At 70.1% G+C, this 18942-nt stretch carries 10 protein-coding genes; 9 read left to right on the plus strand and 1 reads right to left on the minus strand.

The annotated features are described in order from the left end of the window. Positions 1-55: 55 nt before the first annotated feature. The 7 genes from ACIQGQ_RS25215 to ACIQGQ_RS25245 all read left to right on the plus strand — a co-directional run bounded on the left by ACIQGQ_RS25215 (position 56) and on the right by ACIQGQ_RS25245 (position 11949). Positions 56-544, plus strand: coding sequence for an ATP-binding protein (locus ACIQGQ_RS25215; RefSeq protein ID WP_402399073.1), 489 nt, complete (start codon positions 56-58; stop codon positions 542-544). An 82-nt stretch (positions 545-626) separates the two neighbouring features. After that, entirely contained in the window at positions 627-881 is a 255-nt protein-coding gene (locus tag ACIQGQ_RS25220; RefSeq protein ID WP_402399075.1) for a type II toxin-antitoxin system Phd/YefM family antitoxin, read from the plus strand. Positions 882-999: 118 nt separating this feature from the next. Continuing rightward, complete coding sequence (locus tag ACIQGQ_RS25225) at positions 1000-1266, plus strand: hypothetical protein (protein WP_402399077.1); 267 nt, start codon at positions 1000-1002, stop codon at positions 1264-1266. A gap of 128 nt (positions 1267-1394) precedes the next feature. Further along, complete coding sequence (locus tag ACIQGQ_RS25230) at positions 1395-5288, plus strand: phage resistance protein (RefSeq protein ID WP_402399079.1); 3894 nt, start codon at positions 1395-1397, stop codon at positions 5286-5288. A 79-nt stretch (positions 5289-5367) separates the two neighbouring features. Continuing rightward, complete coding sequence (gene pglZ / locus ACIQGQ_RS25235; protein WP_402399082.1) at positions 5368-8316, plus strand: BREX-2 system phosphatase PglZ; 2949 nt, start codon at positions 5368-5370, stop codon at positions 8314-8316. 70 nt (positions 8317-8386) lie between these two features. Further along, the gene (brxD, locus tag ACIQGQ_RS25240) at positions 8387-9748 is read left to right on the plus strand and encodes a BREX system ATP-binding protein BrxD (RefSeq protein ID WP_402399085.1); all 1362 of its coding nucleotides are present in this window, start codon (positions 8387-8389) and stop codon (positions 9746-9748) included. A gap of 53 nt (positions 9749-9801) precedes the next feature. Next, entirely contained in the window at positions 9802-11949 is a 2148-nt protein-coding gene (locus tag ACIQGQ_RS25245; protein WP_402399088.1) for a DEAD/DEAH box helicase, read from the plus strand. A 1255-nt stretch (positions 11950-13204) separates the two neighbouring features. On the opposite strand, the gene ACIQGQ_RS25250 is transcribed toward ACIQGQ_RS25245, so the two are convergent. Continuing rightward, a complete protein-coding gene (locus tag ACIQGQ_RS25250) occupies positions 13205-13474 on the minus strand; it encodes a hypothetical protein (RefSeq protein ID WP_402399090.1) in 270 nt (89 codons plus the stop codon). A gap of 378 nt (positions 13475-13852) precedes the next feature. Between ACIQGQ_RS25250 and ACIQGQ_RS25255 the strand changes: the two genes are divergently transcribed. Both ACIQGQ_RS25255 and ACIQGQ_RS25260 read left to right on the plus strand, forming a co-directional pair. Beyond that, positions 13853-16039 carry a DEAD/DEAH box helicase family protein gene (locus tag ACIQGQ_RS25255; protein ID WP_402399093.1) on the plus strand — a complete coding sequence of 729 codons (2187 nt, stop codon included), beginning with the start codon at positions 13853-13855 and terminating at the stop codon, positions 16037-16039. Beyond that, a complete protein-coding gene (locus tag ACIQGQ_RS25260) occupies positions 16036-18942 on the plus strand; it encodes an N-6 DNA methylase (protein WP_402399095.1) in 2907 nt (968 codons plus the stop codon). The genes ACIQGQ_RS25255 and ACIQGQ_RS25260 overlap by 4 nt, the downstream gene beginning before the upstream one ends.

Here is an 18942-nt window from a genome sequence, read left to right on the forward strand (position 1 = left end):
ATCTGTATGGGTGCCGTTCCTGTCGACACAACAGGGCAGCCGAAAGGCTGACCGCATGACGGCATCGCAGGTCCAACCGCCCCAGACCATCCGCGAGTTCACGCACGCCTTCCCCGCCACTCGCCTCGGCGCGAGCCTCGCCCGCCGGACCGCCATGAGCACGCTCGGTGACTGGGGCGTCCCGCCCGGCAGTCCGCTCTCCGACACCCTCGCCCTCCTCGTCGCCGAGCTCGCGGCCAACGCCGCCCGCCACGGCCGCGTACCGGGACGGAACTTCGAGCTGCGCCTCCAGTACGAGCACGCGGCCACCGCCGTACACGTCGAAGTCTCCGACACCCACCCACGACGCCCCGACCCCACGACGGCCACCATGGCCGACCCGGATGCCGACGGCGGACGCGGCCTCGCCCTCGTGGAGGCCGTCGCCCACCGCTGGGGCGTCGCGGACCGCACCGGCCCCGGCAAGACCTTATGGGCACAGACCAAGCCGGCCGACCCGCCGGACCCGACCAGGCCGCAGCTCCACGACCACCACCCCGCCTAGCAGCCCGCCCACCCCGGGACGACGTTCGGCAACCACCCTGCATGACCTGCCACGAACTGCAGAAATCAGACACTCGGACTCCATGAAGACGATGACGGCAACCGAGGCTTCCAGGAACTTCGCGTCCGTACTCGACCGCGCCGAGCGCGGCGAGACCATCGCGATCACCCGTGGTGGCCGGCGCCTGGCCATACTGTCCCCGGCTCCCGCGGGGAACGGCGCGGCGCTGATGGAGTTCCTGGCCGGACACCCCGTGGACGACGACTTCGCCGCGGACGTGGAGTCCGTACGCGATCTCACCACCGACGAGCTGGGGACGGCATGGCCCGACGCCTGATCCTGGACACCGGCGTGATCATCCGCGCCGAGCGCGGGGGCGGCAGCCTCGCCCGGCTGCTCGACAACGGCGACGACGTGGCCATCACCCCCTCACCTTCGGCAAGCTGCTGCTCGGGGTGGAGCTGGCCGACGAGGCACGGCGCCCCGGCCGGCAGGCGTTCGTCGACGGCGTGCACGCCCTGGTCCCCGTCGAGGACTACACCCCCGATGTCGCACGGGTCCACGCCCGCCTGCTCGCGCACGTACGGCACGAGGGCAAGCCGCGCGGTGCGCACGACCTGATCATCGCGGCGACCGCGGCATGCACCGCCCGCACGGTGGTCACCACGGACGGCAAGGCCGCCTTCGACGGCCTGCCCGGCGTGCGCTCGATCACCATGTGAGGGAGAGCTGGACGGGAGAGCGGGACACGATCTCTCCTTCCTGGTGTCAGTGCCGCCCCTTACGATTAATCGGGCAGCTCGGTTCTGTGAGCTGAAGGACCCGCAGAGTGAGGAGCCGCAGGCAGACCATGGCGTTTTTGAGCAGGAACACTCCCCGTCCCGAGGACCGGCCCCTTCTCCGGGAGCTGATCGACATCCCGGAGCGGGTGTCGACGTCCGACTTCGTGCTGAAGCTCGGTGAGGCCGTCACCCCCGAGGGCGCCGAGGCTGCCCTGCGGGACTACGTCGTCACCGACCGTCTGCGCGGCAACTTCGACGAGGCCCTTGACCTGATCAAGTCCGCGCTCGACAGCCACTCCTCCAAGGCTGCCTACCTGCACGGCTCGTTCGGTTCCGGTAAGTCGCACTTCATGGCGGTGCTCTACGCCCTGCTCTCCGGCCACCAGACCGCCCGCACCAAGACGGGCCTCGACCCCGTCCGTGCCCAGCATTCCTGGCTGGACGCGGGAGATCGCAAGTTCCTCCTCGTCCCGTACCACATGCTCGGCGCCAAGTCCCTCGAGCAGCGCATTCTCGGCAAGTACGTGGAGCACGTACGCAAGGTGCACCCCGATTGCGATCTGCCGCAGGTCTATCTGACCGACGGACTCTTCGAGGACTTCGCCGCCCATCGCCGTGGCAGCGGCGACGACCGGGTGATCGCGCAGCTCGCCGAGGCGGACAGCGGTGAGGGCGACGAGTGGGGCGAGGCGTTCGCCTGGACCACCGAGCTGCTCGACCGGGCCGTCGCCGCGCAGGAGGAGCACGAGAACACCAAGGGTTTCGACCTGGACAACCCGACCACCCCGCAGGAGCTGCGGGCCCGGCTCGTCCAGGACCTGACCAAGACCCTCTTCCCGTCGTTCTCACGCAACGCCTCGGAGAACGCCGACGGGTTCGTCTCCCTGGACAAGGGCCTCGGCATCATCGCCGCGCACGCCAAGTCCCTCGGCTACGACGGCCTCGTCCTCTTCATGGACGAGCTGATCCTGTGGCTGGCCACCCTCATCCACGATCAGAAGGCGCTCGGCCGCGAGGCAGGCAAGGTCACCAACTTCGTGGAGGGCGCCGACGAGCGCCGTGCCATCCCCGTCGTCTCGTTCATCGCCCGCCAGCGTGACCTGCGGGAGCTGGTCGGCGAGGAGATGTCCGGCGCTGCCGAGGCCGCCGTGCAGGACACGCTGAAGCTCAACGGCGGCCGGTACGACTCGATCGTCCTGGAGGACCGCAACCTGCCGACGATCGCGCAGGCCCGTCTGCTGAATCCCGTCGACGACGAGGCCGAGGCGAAGGTCGCGGCAGCCTTCGACGAGGCCAAGAAGCTCGGCCCGGACGTCTGGCAGACACTGCTCGGCCACAAGGACTCCACCACCGGCGCGGACGAGGACGCCTTCCGGCGGACGTACCCCTTCCCGCCGGCGTTCATGGACACCCTGGTGCACATCTCCGGGGCGCTGCAGCGCTCCCGCACCGGCCTGAAGCTGATGAGCCAGCTCCTGGTCGACCACCGGGACGACTGGCGCCTCGGCCAGCTCGTACCGCTCGGCGATCTGTACCCGGCGATCGTCGGCGGCGGCGACAAGGCGTTCAGCGGCGAGACCAGCGTCCACTTCGAAGCGGCGGACAAGCTGTACCGCGAGAAGCTGCGCCCGTACCTGCTGAAGACCAACCAGGTCACCGAGGACGACGTGGAGACGCACAGGCGCCGTCCGGAGACGATCAACGACCCGCAGCTGAAGGCCCGTTGCCGGGACTTCACCGGTGACAGCCGGCTGATCCAGACGCTGCTACTCTCCGCGCTCGCGCCGAGCGTCCCCGCCCTGTCCGACCTGACCCTGGCCCGGCTCAACGCGCTCAACCACGGGTCCATCACCACCCGGATCGCCGGAACCGAGATCGGCCGCCTGGAGCAGAAGACGAAGGAATGGGCGGCGACCTTCCCCGAGATCAAGGTCGCCGGCACCGGTCCCGGCGCGGTCGTGCGCCTGGAGCTGACCGGTGTCGACCTCGACGCGGTGCTCGCCAACGCCCAGGTCCACAACAACCTGGGCAACCGCCGGACCAAGATGCGCACCCTGCTCAAGGAGTCGCTCGGTGTCACCGACGGGACCGGCGGGTTCGACCCGTACGACACACTCGACCTGGTGTGGAAGGGCACCGAGCGGCAGGTCGAGGTGGTCTTCGGGAACGTCGCCGACGTCGACTCGCTCTCCGACGCGGCACTGCGGCCCAACCAGGAGGACGCCTGGCGGCTCGTCGTCGACTTCCCTTACGACGAGGGCGAGTTCGGGCCGATGGATGACCTCCAGCGGCTGCGCACGCTGCGGGAGAAGACGGGCGGCGACTCGCGGACCCTGGCCTGGCTGCCCACTCATCTCACCGACACCACCCGCGGCGACTTCGAGCGTCTCGTCGTCATCGACAAGGCACTGTCCGACGAGGCCCGCTTCGACTCCGAGTTCGCGCGCAGCCTCAACGCCGACGACAAAGCCCGCGCCAAGGGCATGCTGCAGTCGCAGCGGGAGGTCCTCACCGAGCGGGTCCTGGGCGCGCTGAAGCAGGCGTACGGACTCGCGCAGAAGCAGGAAGGCGTCGTCGACCTCGGCTTCGGCAACCACCTGGAGGCCCAGCAGCAGGTGGCGGATCTGCAACTGCCGATCGGCGCGCAGATGGACGACGCCGCACGTCAGCTGTCCGGGAAGCTGCTCGCCCACCAGTTCCCCGCCCACCCGGATCTGGATCCGGAAGGCACCGGGAAGCCACTGCGGGCCACCGAGATCAAGACCGTCTTCGAGTACGTGCGCAAGGCCGCCGAGGACCGTGACGGGCAGGTGGAGGTCGAGTCCAAGGACCGCAAGGTCATGGCTCGGATCGCAGGCGGCCTCAAGCTCGGTGTGATGCAGGAGGCGTACTACCGGCAGTCCAACGCCTGGCTCGACCACTTCAACGCGCAGGCCCGGCGGGACGGGGTCGCTGAGCCGACCCTGGTCAAGCTCGCCGACTGGAGCGACCAGCCCGACCCGCGCGGCCTGCCCGACCCGCTGCGACGGCTGCTCGCCGCCGCGTACGCGGAAATGTCCGACCGTGTGTGGGTGCGCGGCGGGGTCGCGGTCGAGCCCGCACCGCTGCCGAGCGATCTGAAGCGTGACTACGCGCTGCGGGAGCAGCCGCTGCCCACCGAGGCGGACTGGGCTGAAGCCCGCAAGCGGTACGAGACGGTGTTCGGCACGCCCGCACCGCAGTTGCGGCGCGGGCGGATCGTGAACCAGTTCGCTGGCGAGATCCGCAGGGCCGCGACCGCGTTCGCCACCGATGCGGCACGGCTCGTCACGGAGCTGGAGAAGCACCGCAGCTTCCTGCACCTGGACGACGCCTCGCCCCGCCTCGTACTCGCCCGGCAGGCCCAGGAGCTGGTGGACGCGGTGCGGGCGGAGAACCTCGGCGCCAAGGCTGTGGTGGACCGGCTGGCCGGATTCGACCTCGGCGCCTTCACCGCGCACCGGTACAGCATGTCGCTGACCAGTGCCCGGACCGTAGCCGATGCGCTGCAGAACACCAGCTGGGGTGAACAGTTGGAGCTGGCGGACACGCTCGGCCGGGACGGTGCGGCGATCCTGGAGCGGGTGCGCGACGCCGCGGCCGGCGACCCCGGCGACTACCCCGACCTGCCGGCCGTGCTGAAGAAGGGCAGCCGGGAGGTGATGGCGCTGCTGCGATCCCGGCAGAGTCCACCGGTGGCCCCACAACAGCCCGCCGCCCCGGCACCCAGCTCCGACACGGTGACCCTGGACGGCGGCTCCGCCCATCCGCAGGTGCTGCCGACGCCGCCCGCGCCGCGTGATCCGGCACGCCCGGTGGCCCGCTCCGGTGGCGGCCGGACGACAGCCGCCCGGGCTGCTGCGGAGCTGCAGGCCGAGATCGCGGCACTCGCCGCGGCACACCCCGACGCCACCGTCGAGGTCACGTGGAAGGTCGTCGACTGATGTCCGGCCCAAAAGCCACGACGTCCGCCTCGCCCCGCCCCGGTCCCTCCGTCGACGCCGCTTGGAAGGTCGCCCACTGATGTCCGGCACGATCACCACCGCGCCCGCCGCCGGGCCGGGACCCTCGGCTGCAGGTCCCGCCCGCCTTTCGGTGAGCACGGTCCGTCAGTTCGTCGCCGCGCGCAGCAAGCTCTGCGACGGCGCGGTCCGCGTCATGCTGCTGCGGGCCGCCCCACAGTGGGACGGGGCTGCCATGCAGCCGACGGTAGGCGGGACACAGGTGAGGGTTGCCGTCGCGCCGTCCGTCCTCGCGGTGCACGAGCAGATCCTGGACCACCTGGAGGCGCAGGTCCCGTCGGAGCCGCGGGTCCTCGTCGTCCTCACCGACCGGGAGAACACCGAGCTCGACCCCGGTCTGCTCGCCCGCGTCTACAGTCGCCGCATCAGGTCCGTCGACAACTGGGAAGTCGTGCAGGAGGCGTTCGGCGCGAGCGGCCTCGACACCCGCCTGCGCGGCGAGACCTGGGCGGCCGAAGCGCTCCTGGATGCGGCGGGCACCCGGGGCTGGCGCTCGATCGGCAGGGGGGTGCTCTCCCGCGACGAAGCCCTCACCCGGCTGGCCCGGCGGCGCCTCCGCCTCGACGACAGCAGCGGCGACACGCTGGCAGGACGCGTCCTGCCAGGGGAGGCGGACCGGGTCGACCCCGTCGCCCTGTTCCGGTGGACCCTCACTCCCGGCGGCCCGGACCTCCTGCGCGAGCTGCGCGGACCGGAGAAGGCCGGCCTCGCCCACTTCCTCGCCGCACCTGAGCAGGGTGGCTCCACGGGCAGGGTGATCACCGCCCTGGTCGATGCCGAGCACGGCCCCGACGCAGCTGCGTACGCGGTGGTCTGCGCCGCCCTGTGGGGACACGCGGAGGCCGACCACAACCTGTACCGTGCGCGCGGTCGGGCCGAACGATGGCTCGGCGAGCAGCCGCCCGCCCAGGGCGATGAACTCGACCGGCTCCTGGCCTCCTTCGCCCGCAGCGGTGAGGCGTACGTACGCGATCTCATCGACCGGGGCGAGCACCGTCTCGCCGACCCGGTCCTGACCCGGGCCGCACAGCTCGTCGCCCAGTTCGGGGCGCAGGCCGCCGCCACCGCCAGTCCGCTCCTGTCCGCCGGGCTCGACGCCCGGTTCACCGCGGCCGGTCACGCGCTGACCGGCGGCTCCACCGAAGCGGTCACGGACTCCGTCACCGCGCTCCGCGCACACGCCCTTGCCACCGGCGACGGTGAGACCCGGGCCCGGATCGAGCGGGTCCGGATGGCCGTACGGCTGCAACGGTGGCTGGCCGGGAACCCGTCGGACGAGATCGGGTCGGTGACCGACGGGACGGACCGCCAGATCCGCGAACTCGGCTGGGCCGACCGCGCCCTGGAACACCTGGAGGCGGGCGGCGACCCGGACTCCGTACTCGCCGCCGCGTACAGCCGGATCGGCGACCAGGTGCGGCGGACCCGCCGCACGCTCGACCACGCCTTCAGCGAACGGCTCGCGGTGTGGACGGCGGACGGCAGCTCCCCCGGTTCCCTGCTCACCGTCGAGTCTCTCCTGACGCGGATCGTCGCGCCGGTCGTCGCCGAGCCGGGGCGCCGGGTCCTGCTGCTGCTCCTGGACGGGATGAGCGCGGCCATAGCGGCCGAACTGGGCGAGGAACTGCGCGAGCAGTGGGCCGAGTTCGACCCGGTTCCCGGGGCGCACGGCGCACCAGTGCGGCGTGCCGTGGCCGCTGCTCTGCCCACACTCACTGCTGTCTCGCGCGCCTCGCTCTTCACCGGAACCCTGATGAAGGGCGACCAGAACGACGAGAAGCGGCTCTTCCCCCAGCACTCCTGCTGGCAGGGCGCCCCGGCGGCCGTCTTCCACAAGGACGACCTGCGCGGCCCCGACACCGGCTCGCCCTTCTCCACCGCCCTCGGTGAGGCCCTCGCCGACGAGCGCATGCATGTCGCCGTCGTCCTCAACACCGTCGACGACCGGCTTGCCAAGGAACAGAAACTCGGGGACGGCGCCTGGCAGGCCAAGGAGGTCGGCGGTCTCGAACCGCTGTTGCGGGCCGCGCGTGCAAACGGCATGACCGTGCTCCTGACCTCCGACCACGGCCATGTCATCGAACGGCGGGGCAGCAAGCTCGACGCACCCGCAGGCACCATCGGTTCGGCCCGCCACCGCGACCCCGGCGGCCCGGTCGCACCCTCCGAGATCGCACTGGCCGGGCCGCGGGTGGTCTGGCCGGAGCCCGGCTCGCACATCGTCGCTCTGCGCGACCACGACGCCCGGTACACCGCCCTCAAGGCGGGTTACCACGGCGGCGCGACCCTCGCCGAATTCACCATCCCGCTGCTCGCCCTGCTGCCCTTCGGAACCGAACCACCGGAAGGATGGCGGGAGTTGGGCGATCCGGCTCCGCTGTGGTGGTCGGACGAGACGGGCATCGAGACGGAATCCGGCGCAGAGGCCGTCACTTCGTCCGGCACCGCTGCCCCCGTCGCCACGCCGTCGCGTCCGCTCGCCAAGCAGTCCAAGAAGGCCGCCCCGCCCGTGGCGGAGGGCGTCATCGGTCTCTTCGGTGAGGAGGAACTCGCCCCTCTCGCGCCTCTCGCGTCCCAGGAGCCCGCCGACCCCGCACCGGAGACCGAAGCCCCCTCCACCCAGGCCCAGCCGCCTGCCGTCGCGCTCGTGGAACGGCTCGTCGCCACCGAGCTGTACGCGGCACAGCTGGACCTGCTCGCCCGAAAGCCGCGGGACCCGTCCGTCCTGCCCAAGGCGCTGGTCGCCCTCGTCGAAGCGGGCACCCTGCCCATGACCGCCCTGGCCGAACGTGCGGGCCAGCCCGTCGGCCGCGCCCCCGGCTTCGCCGCGACCCTGGCCCAGCTCCTCAACTACGACGGCGCCCAGATCCTGGAGATCCTCCCCGACAACCGCACCCTGCGCCTGCACCGGGCCCAGCTGATCGAACAGTTCGGACTGCGCACCCCGTGAGCACGACGAGCCGGATCCGTCCGCCGGTATTCCGGCGGTCCGGCGACCGCCCTGATGGGAGACTGTCCGGGTGAACGCGTCTCGATCCTCAGCCCCTCGTGCCGGTGCCCCCGTCGGCGCCGTACGCCGCCGCGCCGTCGTGGACGCACTGCGACGCGGCGCCGTCCCCGAGAGCGGCCTCGACCTGCTCGCCACCGGCCTGGGCCGCTTCGAGCAGGCGGTCGACGAGGAACTGGACACCGTCGCCGCCGGCGGCTCGGTGTTCAAAGCGGTGCGCGGTGAGTACGGCTCCGGCAAGACCTTCTTCACCCGCTGGCTCGGCGAACGCGCCAAGCGGCGCACCTTCGCCGTGGCCGAGGTGCAGGTGTCGGAGACCGAGACCCCGCTGCACAAGCTGGAGACGGTCTACCGGCGGCTCACCGAACGTCTGACCACCGCGAGCTTCCCGCCCAGCGCGCTGCGGCCCGTCGCCGATGCCTGGTTCTACGCCCTTGAGGAGGACGCGCTCGCCGACGGCGCGGCCGAGAGCGAACTGCCGCAGGCCGTGGACCGGCTGCTCACCGCCCGCCTGGCCGAGGTGTCCCGCCAGGCCCCCGCCTTCGCCACCGCCCTGCGCGGGTACAAGCAGTCCCTGGACGCCGGCGACGAGGCGACCGCCGCCGCGGTGATGGCCTGGCTCGGCGGCCAGCCGCACGTCGCCGCTGCCGCACGTCGCAGCGCAGGAGTCCGCGGCGACCTCGACCACTTCGGCGCCTTCGGCTTTCTGCAAGGCCTGCTGACCATGCTCAAGGACGCAGGGCACGCCGGGCTCGTCCTCGTCCTGGACGAAGTGGAGACACTGCAGCGGGTCCGCTCCGACGCCCGTGACAAGGCCCTCAACGCCCTGCGCCAGCTCATCGACGAGGTGCATTCCGGCCGCTTCCCCGGTCTCTACCTCGTCATCACCGGCACGCCCGCCTTCTACGACGGGCAGCAGGGCGTCCAGCGTCTCGCCCCGCTCGCCCAGCGCCTGGCCACCGACTTCACCACCGACCCGCGCTTCGACAACCCGCGTGCCGTGCAGATCCGGCTTCCCGGATTCACCGAGGAGTCCCTGACCGGTCTGGGCGTCACCATCCGCGACCTGTACGCGGACGGCGTCACCTCTCCCGACTCCGCCGAGCGGATCAAGCGGCTCGCCGACGACGCGTACCTTGCGGACCTGGCGAGGGCCGTGGGCGGGGCGCTGGGCGGGAAAGTCGGAGTGGCACCGCGCCTGTACCTGAAGAAGCTGGTCGGGGACGTACTCGACCGGGTCGATCAGTTCGACGACTTCGATCCGCGTGCGCACTACAAGCTGACCCTCGGCAGCAGCGATCTCACTGCCACCGAACGCAACCTCGCCGCGCCCCCCGCGGCCGCGTCGGCCGACGACCTCGATCTCGACCTCTGATCCGTCGCCTTCCCCTCCCGTTCCCGGAAGACCAAGCGCAGGGAGCTATCCACGTGCAGGACCAGCCGCCCGGCCCTGACCCGCTCGAACGCCTCGATCCGGTCGTCCTGCACCACATCGTCAACACGCTCGGATGGCCTGACCTGCGCCCCCTGCAGAAGGCCGCCGTGAAACCACTGATGGACGGCGAGGACGCGATCCTGCTCGCGCCGACCGCGGGCGGGAAGACGGAAGCCGCCACCTTCCCCGTCCTGTCCGCCATGCGGGAGCAGCACTGGACCGGCACCTCCGTCCTCTACCTGGCCCCACTCAAAGCCCTCCTCAACAACCTCGTCCATCGCGTCGACACCTACGCCCAGTGGCTGGGCCGCCGCGCCGAGCTCTGGCACGGCGACACCCCCGAGTCCGTACGCCGCCGTATCCGCACCGAGTCGCCCGACTTCCTGCTCACCACACCCGAGTCGCTCGAAGCAATGCTGATCAGTGTCAAGACCGACCACACACACATGCTCGGCCGGGTCCGTGCCGTGATCATCGACGAGGTGCACGCTTTCGCGGGTGACGACCGGGGCTGGCACCTGCTTGCCGTGCTCGAGCGGCTGGAGCGGCTGGCCGGTCACCGGATCCAGCGGATCGGGCTCTCCGCCACCGTCGGCAACCCGGACGCACTGCTCACTTGGCTGCAGGGGGCGCGCCCCGCCGAACGCCCGGGACGGGTCGTCGCGCCCGGCATCACCCTGCCGGACACGGCCGGGGACACCCCGCTGCCGAGGCCCGCGGGAGACGTCGAACTCGACTACGTCGGCTCGCTCGCCAACGCCGCCAAGGTGATCTCCGCCCTGCACCGCGGCGAGAAGCGTCTCGTCTTCTGCGACTCCCGCAAGCAGGTCGAGGAACTCGGTGCGGCGCTCCGGGCCCGCGACGTCACCGTGTTCCTCTCGCACGCCTCGCTCTCCGCCGATGAACGGGCCCGCTCCGAGCAGGCGTTCGCCGAGGCGCGCGACTGCGTCATCGTGTCCACCTCCACCCTGGAACTCGGCATCGACGTCGGCGACCTCGACCGAGTCATCCAGATCGACTCCCCCGGCACCGTCGCCTCGTTCCTGCAGCGGATCGGCCGCACCGGCCGCCGCGCCGGCACCTCCCGCAACTGTCTCTTCCTCGCCACCAGGACCGAGTCGTTGCTGCAGGCCGCCGGGCTGCTCACCCTCTGGGCCCTGGGCTGGGTCGAGCCCGTCACCCCGCCACCGTCGCCCCGTCACCTCGTCGCCCAGCAGCTGCTCGCACTCACCCTGCAGGAGCACCGCATCGGCGACCAGCTCTGGCCGGACCAGTGGAACGGCCTCGCGCCCTTCGACCGGTCGGCCGCCCCGCTCCTGAAGCATCTGGTCGACGAAGGCTTCCTGGACAGCGACGACGGCATGCTCTTCATCGGCCCCGAGGCCGAGAAGCACTTCGGCCGCCGCCACTTCATGGAACTCACCGCTTCCTTCACCGCGCCGCCCGAGTTCACCGTCCTCGCCGGGCGCACCGAGATCGGCACCACGGACCCCACCGTGCTCACCGAGGAACGCCCCGGCCCGCGCCGTCTCCTGCTTGCCGGGCGCAGCTGGCAGGTCACGTTCATCGACTGGGCCCGCCGCCGCGCGTTCGTCGAACCCGTCGAGGACGGCGGTGTGGCCAAATGGCAGGGCAGCGAGGCGCGCGGTCTGTCGTTCACCCTCACCCGCGCCATGCGCGACGTCCTCCTCGGCACCGACCCCGACGTTCGGCTCACCCGCCGCGCCACCGCTGCCCTCGCCGAGCTACGCACCGATCGCGCCCCTCACGAGGTCCACCCGGCCGGCACTCTCGTGGTCCGCGATGCCGATGCCACGCGCTGGTGGACCTGGGCCGGCTACCGCGCCAATGCGACCCTCGCCGCCTCCCTCGGCAACCTCGCCGATCCCGTCCAGCGGCCCTCCGACATCCATCTCCGCCTGCGCCAGGACCTCTCCCCCGCCGACTGGAAGGCCGCCCGCGCCGAACTCCCGGTCTCCCTCACCCTGCCCACCGTCGACCCGCGCGCCGTCCGCGGCCTGAAGTTCTCGGCTGCCCTCCCGCCGCGCGTGGCCACCGCCACACTGGCCGAACGTCTCGCGGACTTCGACGGGGCACTGACCACGGCGCGAGGGCCGGTACGGCTCGAATGGGGGATGTGAACTCCGCTCCTGGCAGCGTGAGTTCCGCTATCGCCCCAGGTCTCTTCGCCTCTCCTCCAGGCATCGCTGCCGCCTCTGCCACGCCCGCCGGGCCTCGGCCGGTGAGGCCCGCGAGAACTCCTCCTACGCAAAGCCCGACCTGGCTGCATCCTCAACGTCAGCCACCAGATGTGCGGCGTCCGGGAAATCCGTTCCGCATGGGCGAGTTCGAGCATGGGGGCCAGTTGCTCCTCCCGTGCGGCGACGGCCAGCAGGTCGTCGCAGTCGTCGTAGGTGGACGGAAGTGCGGGCAGCGCCTCCTTGCCGAGTCTGCGGACCTCTGGCGCCGAGCCTGCCTTGTATGCGCGCGGCGCATCGGCCGCGTCACGGCCGAGGACCTGGTTCAACATCTGCAGTACGGGGGCCGACGCCCACTGAAAGCCACCCGTGCCACGTACGACCCCACCTGCAAGCCCGTCAGAACGAGCGTCGTTTCAGCGTCAAGACTTCCAGGACACCCCGTCCGCAGACCAGGCGACAATCAGCCACTACGCCGGAAAAGCCGAGGCCAGAGCCCACAGATCCCAGCCATCACACCTCGAACTGTTTCCTCCAGGGAAAGACGTCGAATCTCAGCCCCGCCCTCACAAAACCGCAGGTCAGGAGCCCTTCGAGACCGGCTCCAGAATCGCCACGCACTCCACATGGTGCGTCATCGGAAAGATGTCGCAGCAACAGACCACCGGGAAAAGCGCAGGTCAGATGCATTTTTCAAACCTCATCTGATCGCAGTGATGTGGTTGGAGCGTCAAACGAGCGTCATGGCGAGCGAGACCTACTTCTCCGGGGAAGACCGCCGAGTGACTTCACCAAGGATTGGTCGTCACGAGGCAGGCTCGGCTGCGGAACCGAACCTGTCAGCAAGTGGACACAGCTAATCCTTGCCCCCGCCGACGAGAGAGCGTGTCTCCTCAATGCAGGCAGCAACTGCGCGACCGGTCGGGCTCAGGAACGGTGTTCCTAACTCAAGTTAGGGTGGAACCTCCCGTTGCCGATCACGATGACGAGACCCAGAGCGTTCCTCGGCTAACGGTCTCCGCCGGGCTGGCTTGAGGCCCGACCCGAAGCGATAGATTTGGGGTGCTTGATCGGCGCCGTGCCACAGTCGCCGGTGGCACTGACGCGGAATGAAGGGGACGTGAGCCGAGTGCACCAGGCAGACGCTGAGGAAGCCCTTGCGGAGCTGGCCGCTGCTTCCGTGAACTTCGGCTTTCTGCTACCCCTGGAGCCCCTTCTGCTGCTGTACGGCGCGGGTGCCGAGGCTGAAGCGCAGGCACGCCCGGAGCGGTCCCTCGCCCAGGCTCAGCAGTTCGCGGACGTGCTGACAGCAGAGCGCGCCCGGCTGCTTGGCCCAGAGTCCGTTGACGGCGCAGCCGACGGCCCGGTGCACCGGGCACTGAGCGAACTGCGCTGCTCCACAGCCCCTGAACTCGGCGACGGGGCCGGACCAGACGACCAGTCCCGTGCCCGACTTCTCGTGCGGCACTGCTTCGATCTGGGCGTCTGGTACTTCCGGTTGCGGACCGGAGTACGTGACGCACTCTCATTCGTCCCACCAGCCGAATGGGACGACATACCGACGAGCTCGTCGCGCCGGCCGGTAACTGCGCGAGAGGCACTGCCCGGCCTTGCCACCAAGACCGCCCTACTAAACGAGTACGTCCCGGTGCTGCAGCGGTCCTTCGACCGACGTACGCCCACAGAGACCGCCAGCCGCCGGTCCCTAAAGGCACGTTCGGCCCTCCTGGAAGGGGATTGGCGCGTCGCGGACCTGCTGACCGAGGCGGGATGGATCGTGCGGGATGGTTCTGACGGGCCACACGAACTACCGGTGCGCGGGGTCGCGGCGCGAAGCACGGGAGCCTTGGACTGGACGGCAGGAACGGACTACGTTCTCCGTGTCGACGACCAATCGGTGGGAATCGTCAAGGTGCAGCCCCGTGGCACAGACCTGCGCGCGGGGATCGCCCGGATCCGTAAGGCCGACACCTCGTGGACGGCGTCCGCAGAGCGGCGGATGCCCTACACATACGCCACTGACGGCGTCCAGGTGCTGTTCCGGAACGGGGATGACCCCGAGCCACGCCTCAGGGAGGTCTTTACCTTCCACCAGCCGGCCACCGTGGCCCGCTGGCTACGCGAAGCTGCGGCCGACCCTCAGGCACCAACGTTCCAGGCCCGCGTGCGCCGCCGTCTTCCGGACCTCTGTGATGATGACTCCCCTCGAGACTCCCTCGGACCGGTTCAGTACGCCGCAGTGCGGGCGTTCGAGAGCTCGCTGAAACGGGGTGAGTGCCGAGCCATGGTCCAGATCGCTGTTGGGGGCGGCCGGATGATCACGGCGGTCGCCGTGGCCCACCGTCTGCTGCGCCATGCCCGGGCCCGCCGTGTCCTCTTCCTGGTCGACCGACTGGAACTCGAGACGCAGGCACTGGCGACCTTCTCGGCGTACTCCGGCCCGAGTGACGATGGCCGGAAGTTCACCGAGTCGTATCGGGTAGAACGGTTTGGCCCGGCTGCCGTGTCGTCCCAGGGGGTAGTCGTGAGCACCGTGCCGCGACTCCACAACGTCCTGTCCGGGGGCAATCCGGCGTCCGGGGTCCGCTACCGACCCGATCTGCCCCCCGAGTCCTTCGACCTCGTTATCGCGGACGACTGTCACCGGTCCGTCTCCTCCCGATGGCGTGCTCTGCTCGACTACTTCGACGCCCCGGTGCTCGGTCTGACGGCCACCCCGTCGGACCAGGCTCTGGAAGTCTTCCAGGGCAACCTGATCAGCTCCTACACCTTCGAGGAGGCCGTCGCCGACGGCCGAGCGGTGGACATCACCGTCTACCACATTGGCAGTATTCCTACGCGACCGAAGTGGGCAGCCGACACGCTAGAGGAGGAGTTCGGCCTCGACGTGCAAGAGCCCCTCGGGCATCGTCACTCAGCGGTGACCGGCAAGGAACTCAACGACGCGCTGACGGCATTCAAGGAGGGCTTGCCGTCAATGTTCCCTGAGCGGGCGGGGCTCGATTCCAGGGATGTGGTGCTGCCCAAGACCGTCGTCTACGCGGCGAACGACCGGCATGCGGACGAGGTAGTCGATGCGGTGCGCACGGTGTTCGGGGAGGGGCCGAACTTTTGCCAGAAGGTGACGCTCAAAGGCGGATCACCGTACAGGCTGCTCTCGCAGTTCCGTAACACAGTCGAACTGCGGGTCATCGTCGTGGTGGACCTGCTTACCGGGACGGACATCGCCCCCGTCGAATGCCTGCTGTTCCTGCGGGACGTCAAGTCCTCAAATCGCTACTTTCAGATGCTCGCGGTCGGGACGCGCCCCATCGCGTCAGCGGAACTGAGAGCGGTCACCCCCGGTGCGTCGGCCAAGACCCGTTGCGTAGTCGTGGATCCGATCAACGTCACACGACACCATGCCGGTCATCCCTCCACGACGCGGAAGCGAGGGCGGGGGAAGGAAGCGTACGAGGCCCCGGCCGCCGCCGCACCAGTCGACGACGACGAGGTCATGGAGCGTTGGCGGTCCTTCCTACGGGCGGGCAATGGCCCGGCACGGAAGCTGATCACCGGCACAATGCACCTGGCTGACAGGGACGTCCGGAGGCTTCACTCATGGGCTGAGTCTCTGGGGCAGCCGCCGCATGGCCTGACGGCGGAGCGGATCTGGAGCGCGTACGAACGCGCCGGTGTCACTGTGTCGGATCCCCGTCGGCCGCGAGCACAGAAGGGGCCCATGGACCTCCTCGCCATCGTCCGGTACGAAGCGGGTCTGGAGCCGCACCCGCGTCCCTACCGCGACCAGGTCTTCGACCGGCTCGACGCGTGGATCGGCCATCAGGGACGCACGGGACGGCCCTTCAACTCTGACCAGGTCTGGTGGATGGAGCACATCGCGGACGGCACGGCAGCCTACGGACACTTCGCCGCCGCATCTCTGGACGCCGTTCCCTTCACCCTCAGGGGCGGTACGTCGGGTTTCCTGCGCGCCTTCGGGGAGCAGGGTGCGGTCCGCCTGCTGGACGAGCTGCGAAGCGTGCTCACGTGAGCGCGGGACTTCCGCACGGCTGGGCCGAGGTTCCGCTGGGCGAGCTGCTGCGCGAGCCGCTGGCGGCGGGCCGGTCCGGTCAAGCCGTCCAGGGAGGGGTGCCCGTCCTCCGTCTGCCCGCCCTGCGATCGGCGACGGTCGACCTCGCTGAGTCCCGGGAAGGCCCGTTGGCCTCGGTGGCGGAAGCGGCCAACCTTCTGATCCGGACGGGTGACATCCTGTTGAGCCGCAATGGCGGGCCGGAGGCAAGGGTCGGGCAGGCCGCCCTGGTCCGCGAGACCAACGGGCCCACGATGTACCCCGGCACGATGGTGCGGGTGCGGGTCGACGAGCGGCTGATCGACCCGGAGTACTTGGTGTTGGCGTGGGAGTCCCGCGCCGTACGCCGCCAGATCGATTCGTCCGTACGTCAGGGCGCTGGCCTGCATCGCATCGCAGCACGCGACCTGGAACGAGTTCGGCTGCCGCTGCCCCCCCGATCCGAGCAGGAGCGAATCAAGACCTCCCTCGCCTTCTGGCTAGCCCGGGTCGCCGAGGAGGAAGCCGCCGTTCGCGACACACTGCGGCAGATGGAAGACCTCCGCACCCTCGTGATAGACCACGGCGTCCTCGGCCACACCACGACCGGACCTCACGCGGGCCCGGAGCCCTCCACTACCGCGCACCGCGCCCCGCTGCCCGCCGTCCCTGTGGGATGGCATTGGGTCGCCCTCGGCGAGCTGGCCGAAGTCGTACGCGGGCCCATGGCAGACAGCCGACGCGCCGGCGAACCACACGAAGTCGCAGTGGGTTCCCTGCGCCCGGCCGAATTCCGTGGCGAGCAATGGGCACCCGACCAGATGCCAACGATGCAGCTGGACGCCCGGAAAGCGGAGGCGAACCGACTGAGCCCCGGAGACGTCCTATTTGTACTGAGAGGAGAGCCCGACAGCGTCGGCCTCGCCCGAGTGTGGGAACAGGACGCCTCCCACCGCATGTACGTGCCGAACCACCACGTGGCCCGGGTCCGGATGACCAGGGACATCCTGCATCCTCGGCTGCTCGCCCTGTACGCGAACGGGCCCGGCCGACGCCAGCTGCAAGGCGCCGCACGGAACACAGCCGGTCTGGCCTCTTTGGGACTCGACCAGTTGCGGCGGACCCCCGTCCCCGTTCCTCCGCTCGCCGAACAGGACGCGCTCGTCGCCTCCTTGGAGGCGCGGGATGGCGAACTCACCGCCGCCACGGCCTCGGCCGAGGGGGCTCTGGCGATGGCTGACCGGCTACGCGATGGCTGCCGGGAGCAGGCCCTGGCAGGCAGGCTGCCCCACAGCGCCCTGCCAAGCAGCGAGAACAACGTACTACTCGAGGGAGCAGTGACTGTGCCGCCGATGACGCCGGCCCGACGCCGGCCCGTCAACCGACCTTCCGAGGTCGAGCGCCGGGCCGAGCGCCTCTGGTCCTCCTTCCCACGACTGAGCGACGACGGCCTAACAGCCTTGGAGTACGGCGAGCAGGTGACGTACCTACTCTTCTTCAAGGCGGCGCAGGAGTTGCGGCACCGACCTCTCAACCGCGTCGACGTCCTAGGGCACGATGCCTGGGACGAACTTACTCTGCGCGAAGGAACGGAGCTTACGCAGTACTACGGCGCCCTCCTGGCGGAGCTTGGCGAGCGCGGCGGCGTGGTCGGCCGGATCTTCCACAAGGCCCACAACCGTCTGCGGCACCCAGCACGCCTCCAGAACCTGATCCAGCAGGTCAGGGAGGGGCTCTCGTGGTGGGGCGAACGGCCAGAGTGGCGCGCCCCGGTCTTCGACGCGTTCCTCGCCCGGTGTGCTCAAGACCACCGGACAGCCGCAGGCCAGTACTTCACCAACCGGGAACTGATCGACGCCATCGTTGCTTGCACGCGTCCGACCGTCGAGGACACGATCGTGGACCCGGCTGCGGGCACCGGTGGATTCCTGGTGCGGTCCTTCGAACACATCGCCCGACAGCTACCGCCGGGCGTTCCGCCCGTCCAGCGGGAGCGGCTGTCCAACGGCGCGATCCGCGGGACGGAACTGGTCGACGCGACGGCGCGTCTCGCCACCATGAACCTGTTCCTGCACGGCGTCGAACCCCTCGACGGCGACCGGGCAGCCATCGAGGTGCGGGACTCTCTCACCGTGAGCCCCGGCCACCGCCGGGCCACTCTCATCCTCACCGATCCGCCACTGGGGCAGCGGCGCTCAACGACCTCGTCCACCGGCGCACCTGACCTCAACGGCGCCGAGGCCCTCGCCTTCGCCCGACCGGACTTCTGGGCGGCTACCAACAACCAACAGCTCAACTTCCTCCAGCACGTCTATACCCTGCTGGAGATCGGCGGCCAGGCCGCCGTCGTAGTACCGGACGGCCTCCTCTTCATGACAGGCGCCGGCGAACGGGTACGGAGGCAGTTGCTGAAGCAGTGCGACGTGCACACCCTGCTCCGCCTCCCTACCGGCTTCTCCAGATCCTTCTCAGGAGTCAGGCTCAACGTCCTGTTCTTCGAGAAGGCCACAGCCCGCCCCGACGGATCGCCAGCCACCCGCCGCCTCTGGGTCTACGACGCACGGGCCGAGCACCCGACTGTCGCCGATTCCCCCGGCTTCAGTCTCGACGCGTTCGTCGCCGCCTACCGGCCCGGGCACCCGCCCGACACCCGTGCCGCGTCAAGCTTGTTCAAGCCCTACTCCGTCGGAGCACTCCTCGCCAGGCCCGGCGTCAACCTAGACCTCGGCGCCTACTCGCGCGAGGAGGAGCCGGCAGACGCTCCAGAACCGCATCTGATCGCCCAGCAGATCTCTGGACAGTTGGAGGACGCCTGGCGACGGTTCGCCAGACTCGCGGAAGAGCTCACGCCACCGCGCGGTGCCCGTACATTCCGGTCCGGTTGA

Origin of the sequence: Streptomyces sp. NPDC092952 (genome assembly GCF_044754785.1) — a bacterium.
Lineage (GTDB): Bacteria > Actinomycetota > Actinomycetes > Streptomycetales > Streptomycetaceae > Streptomyces.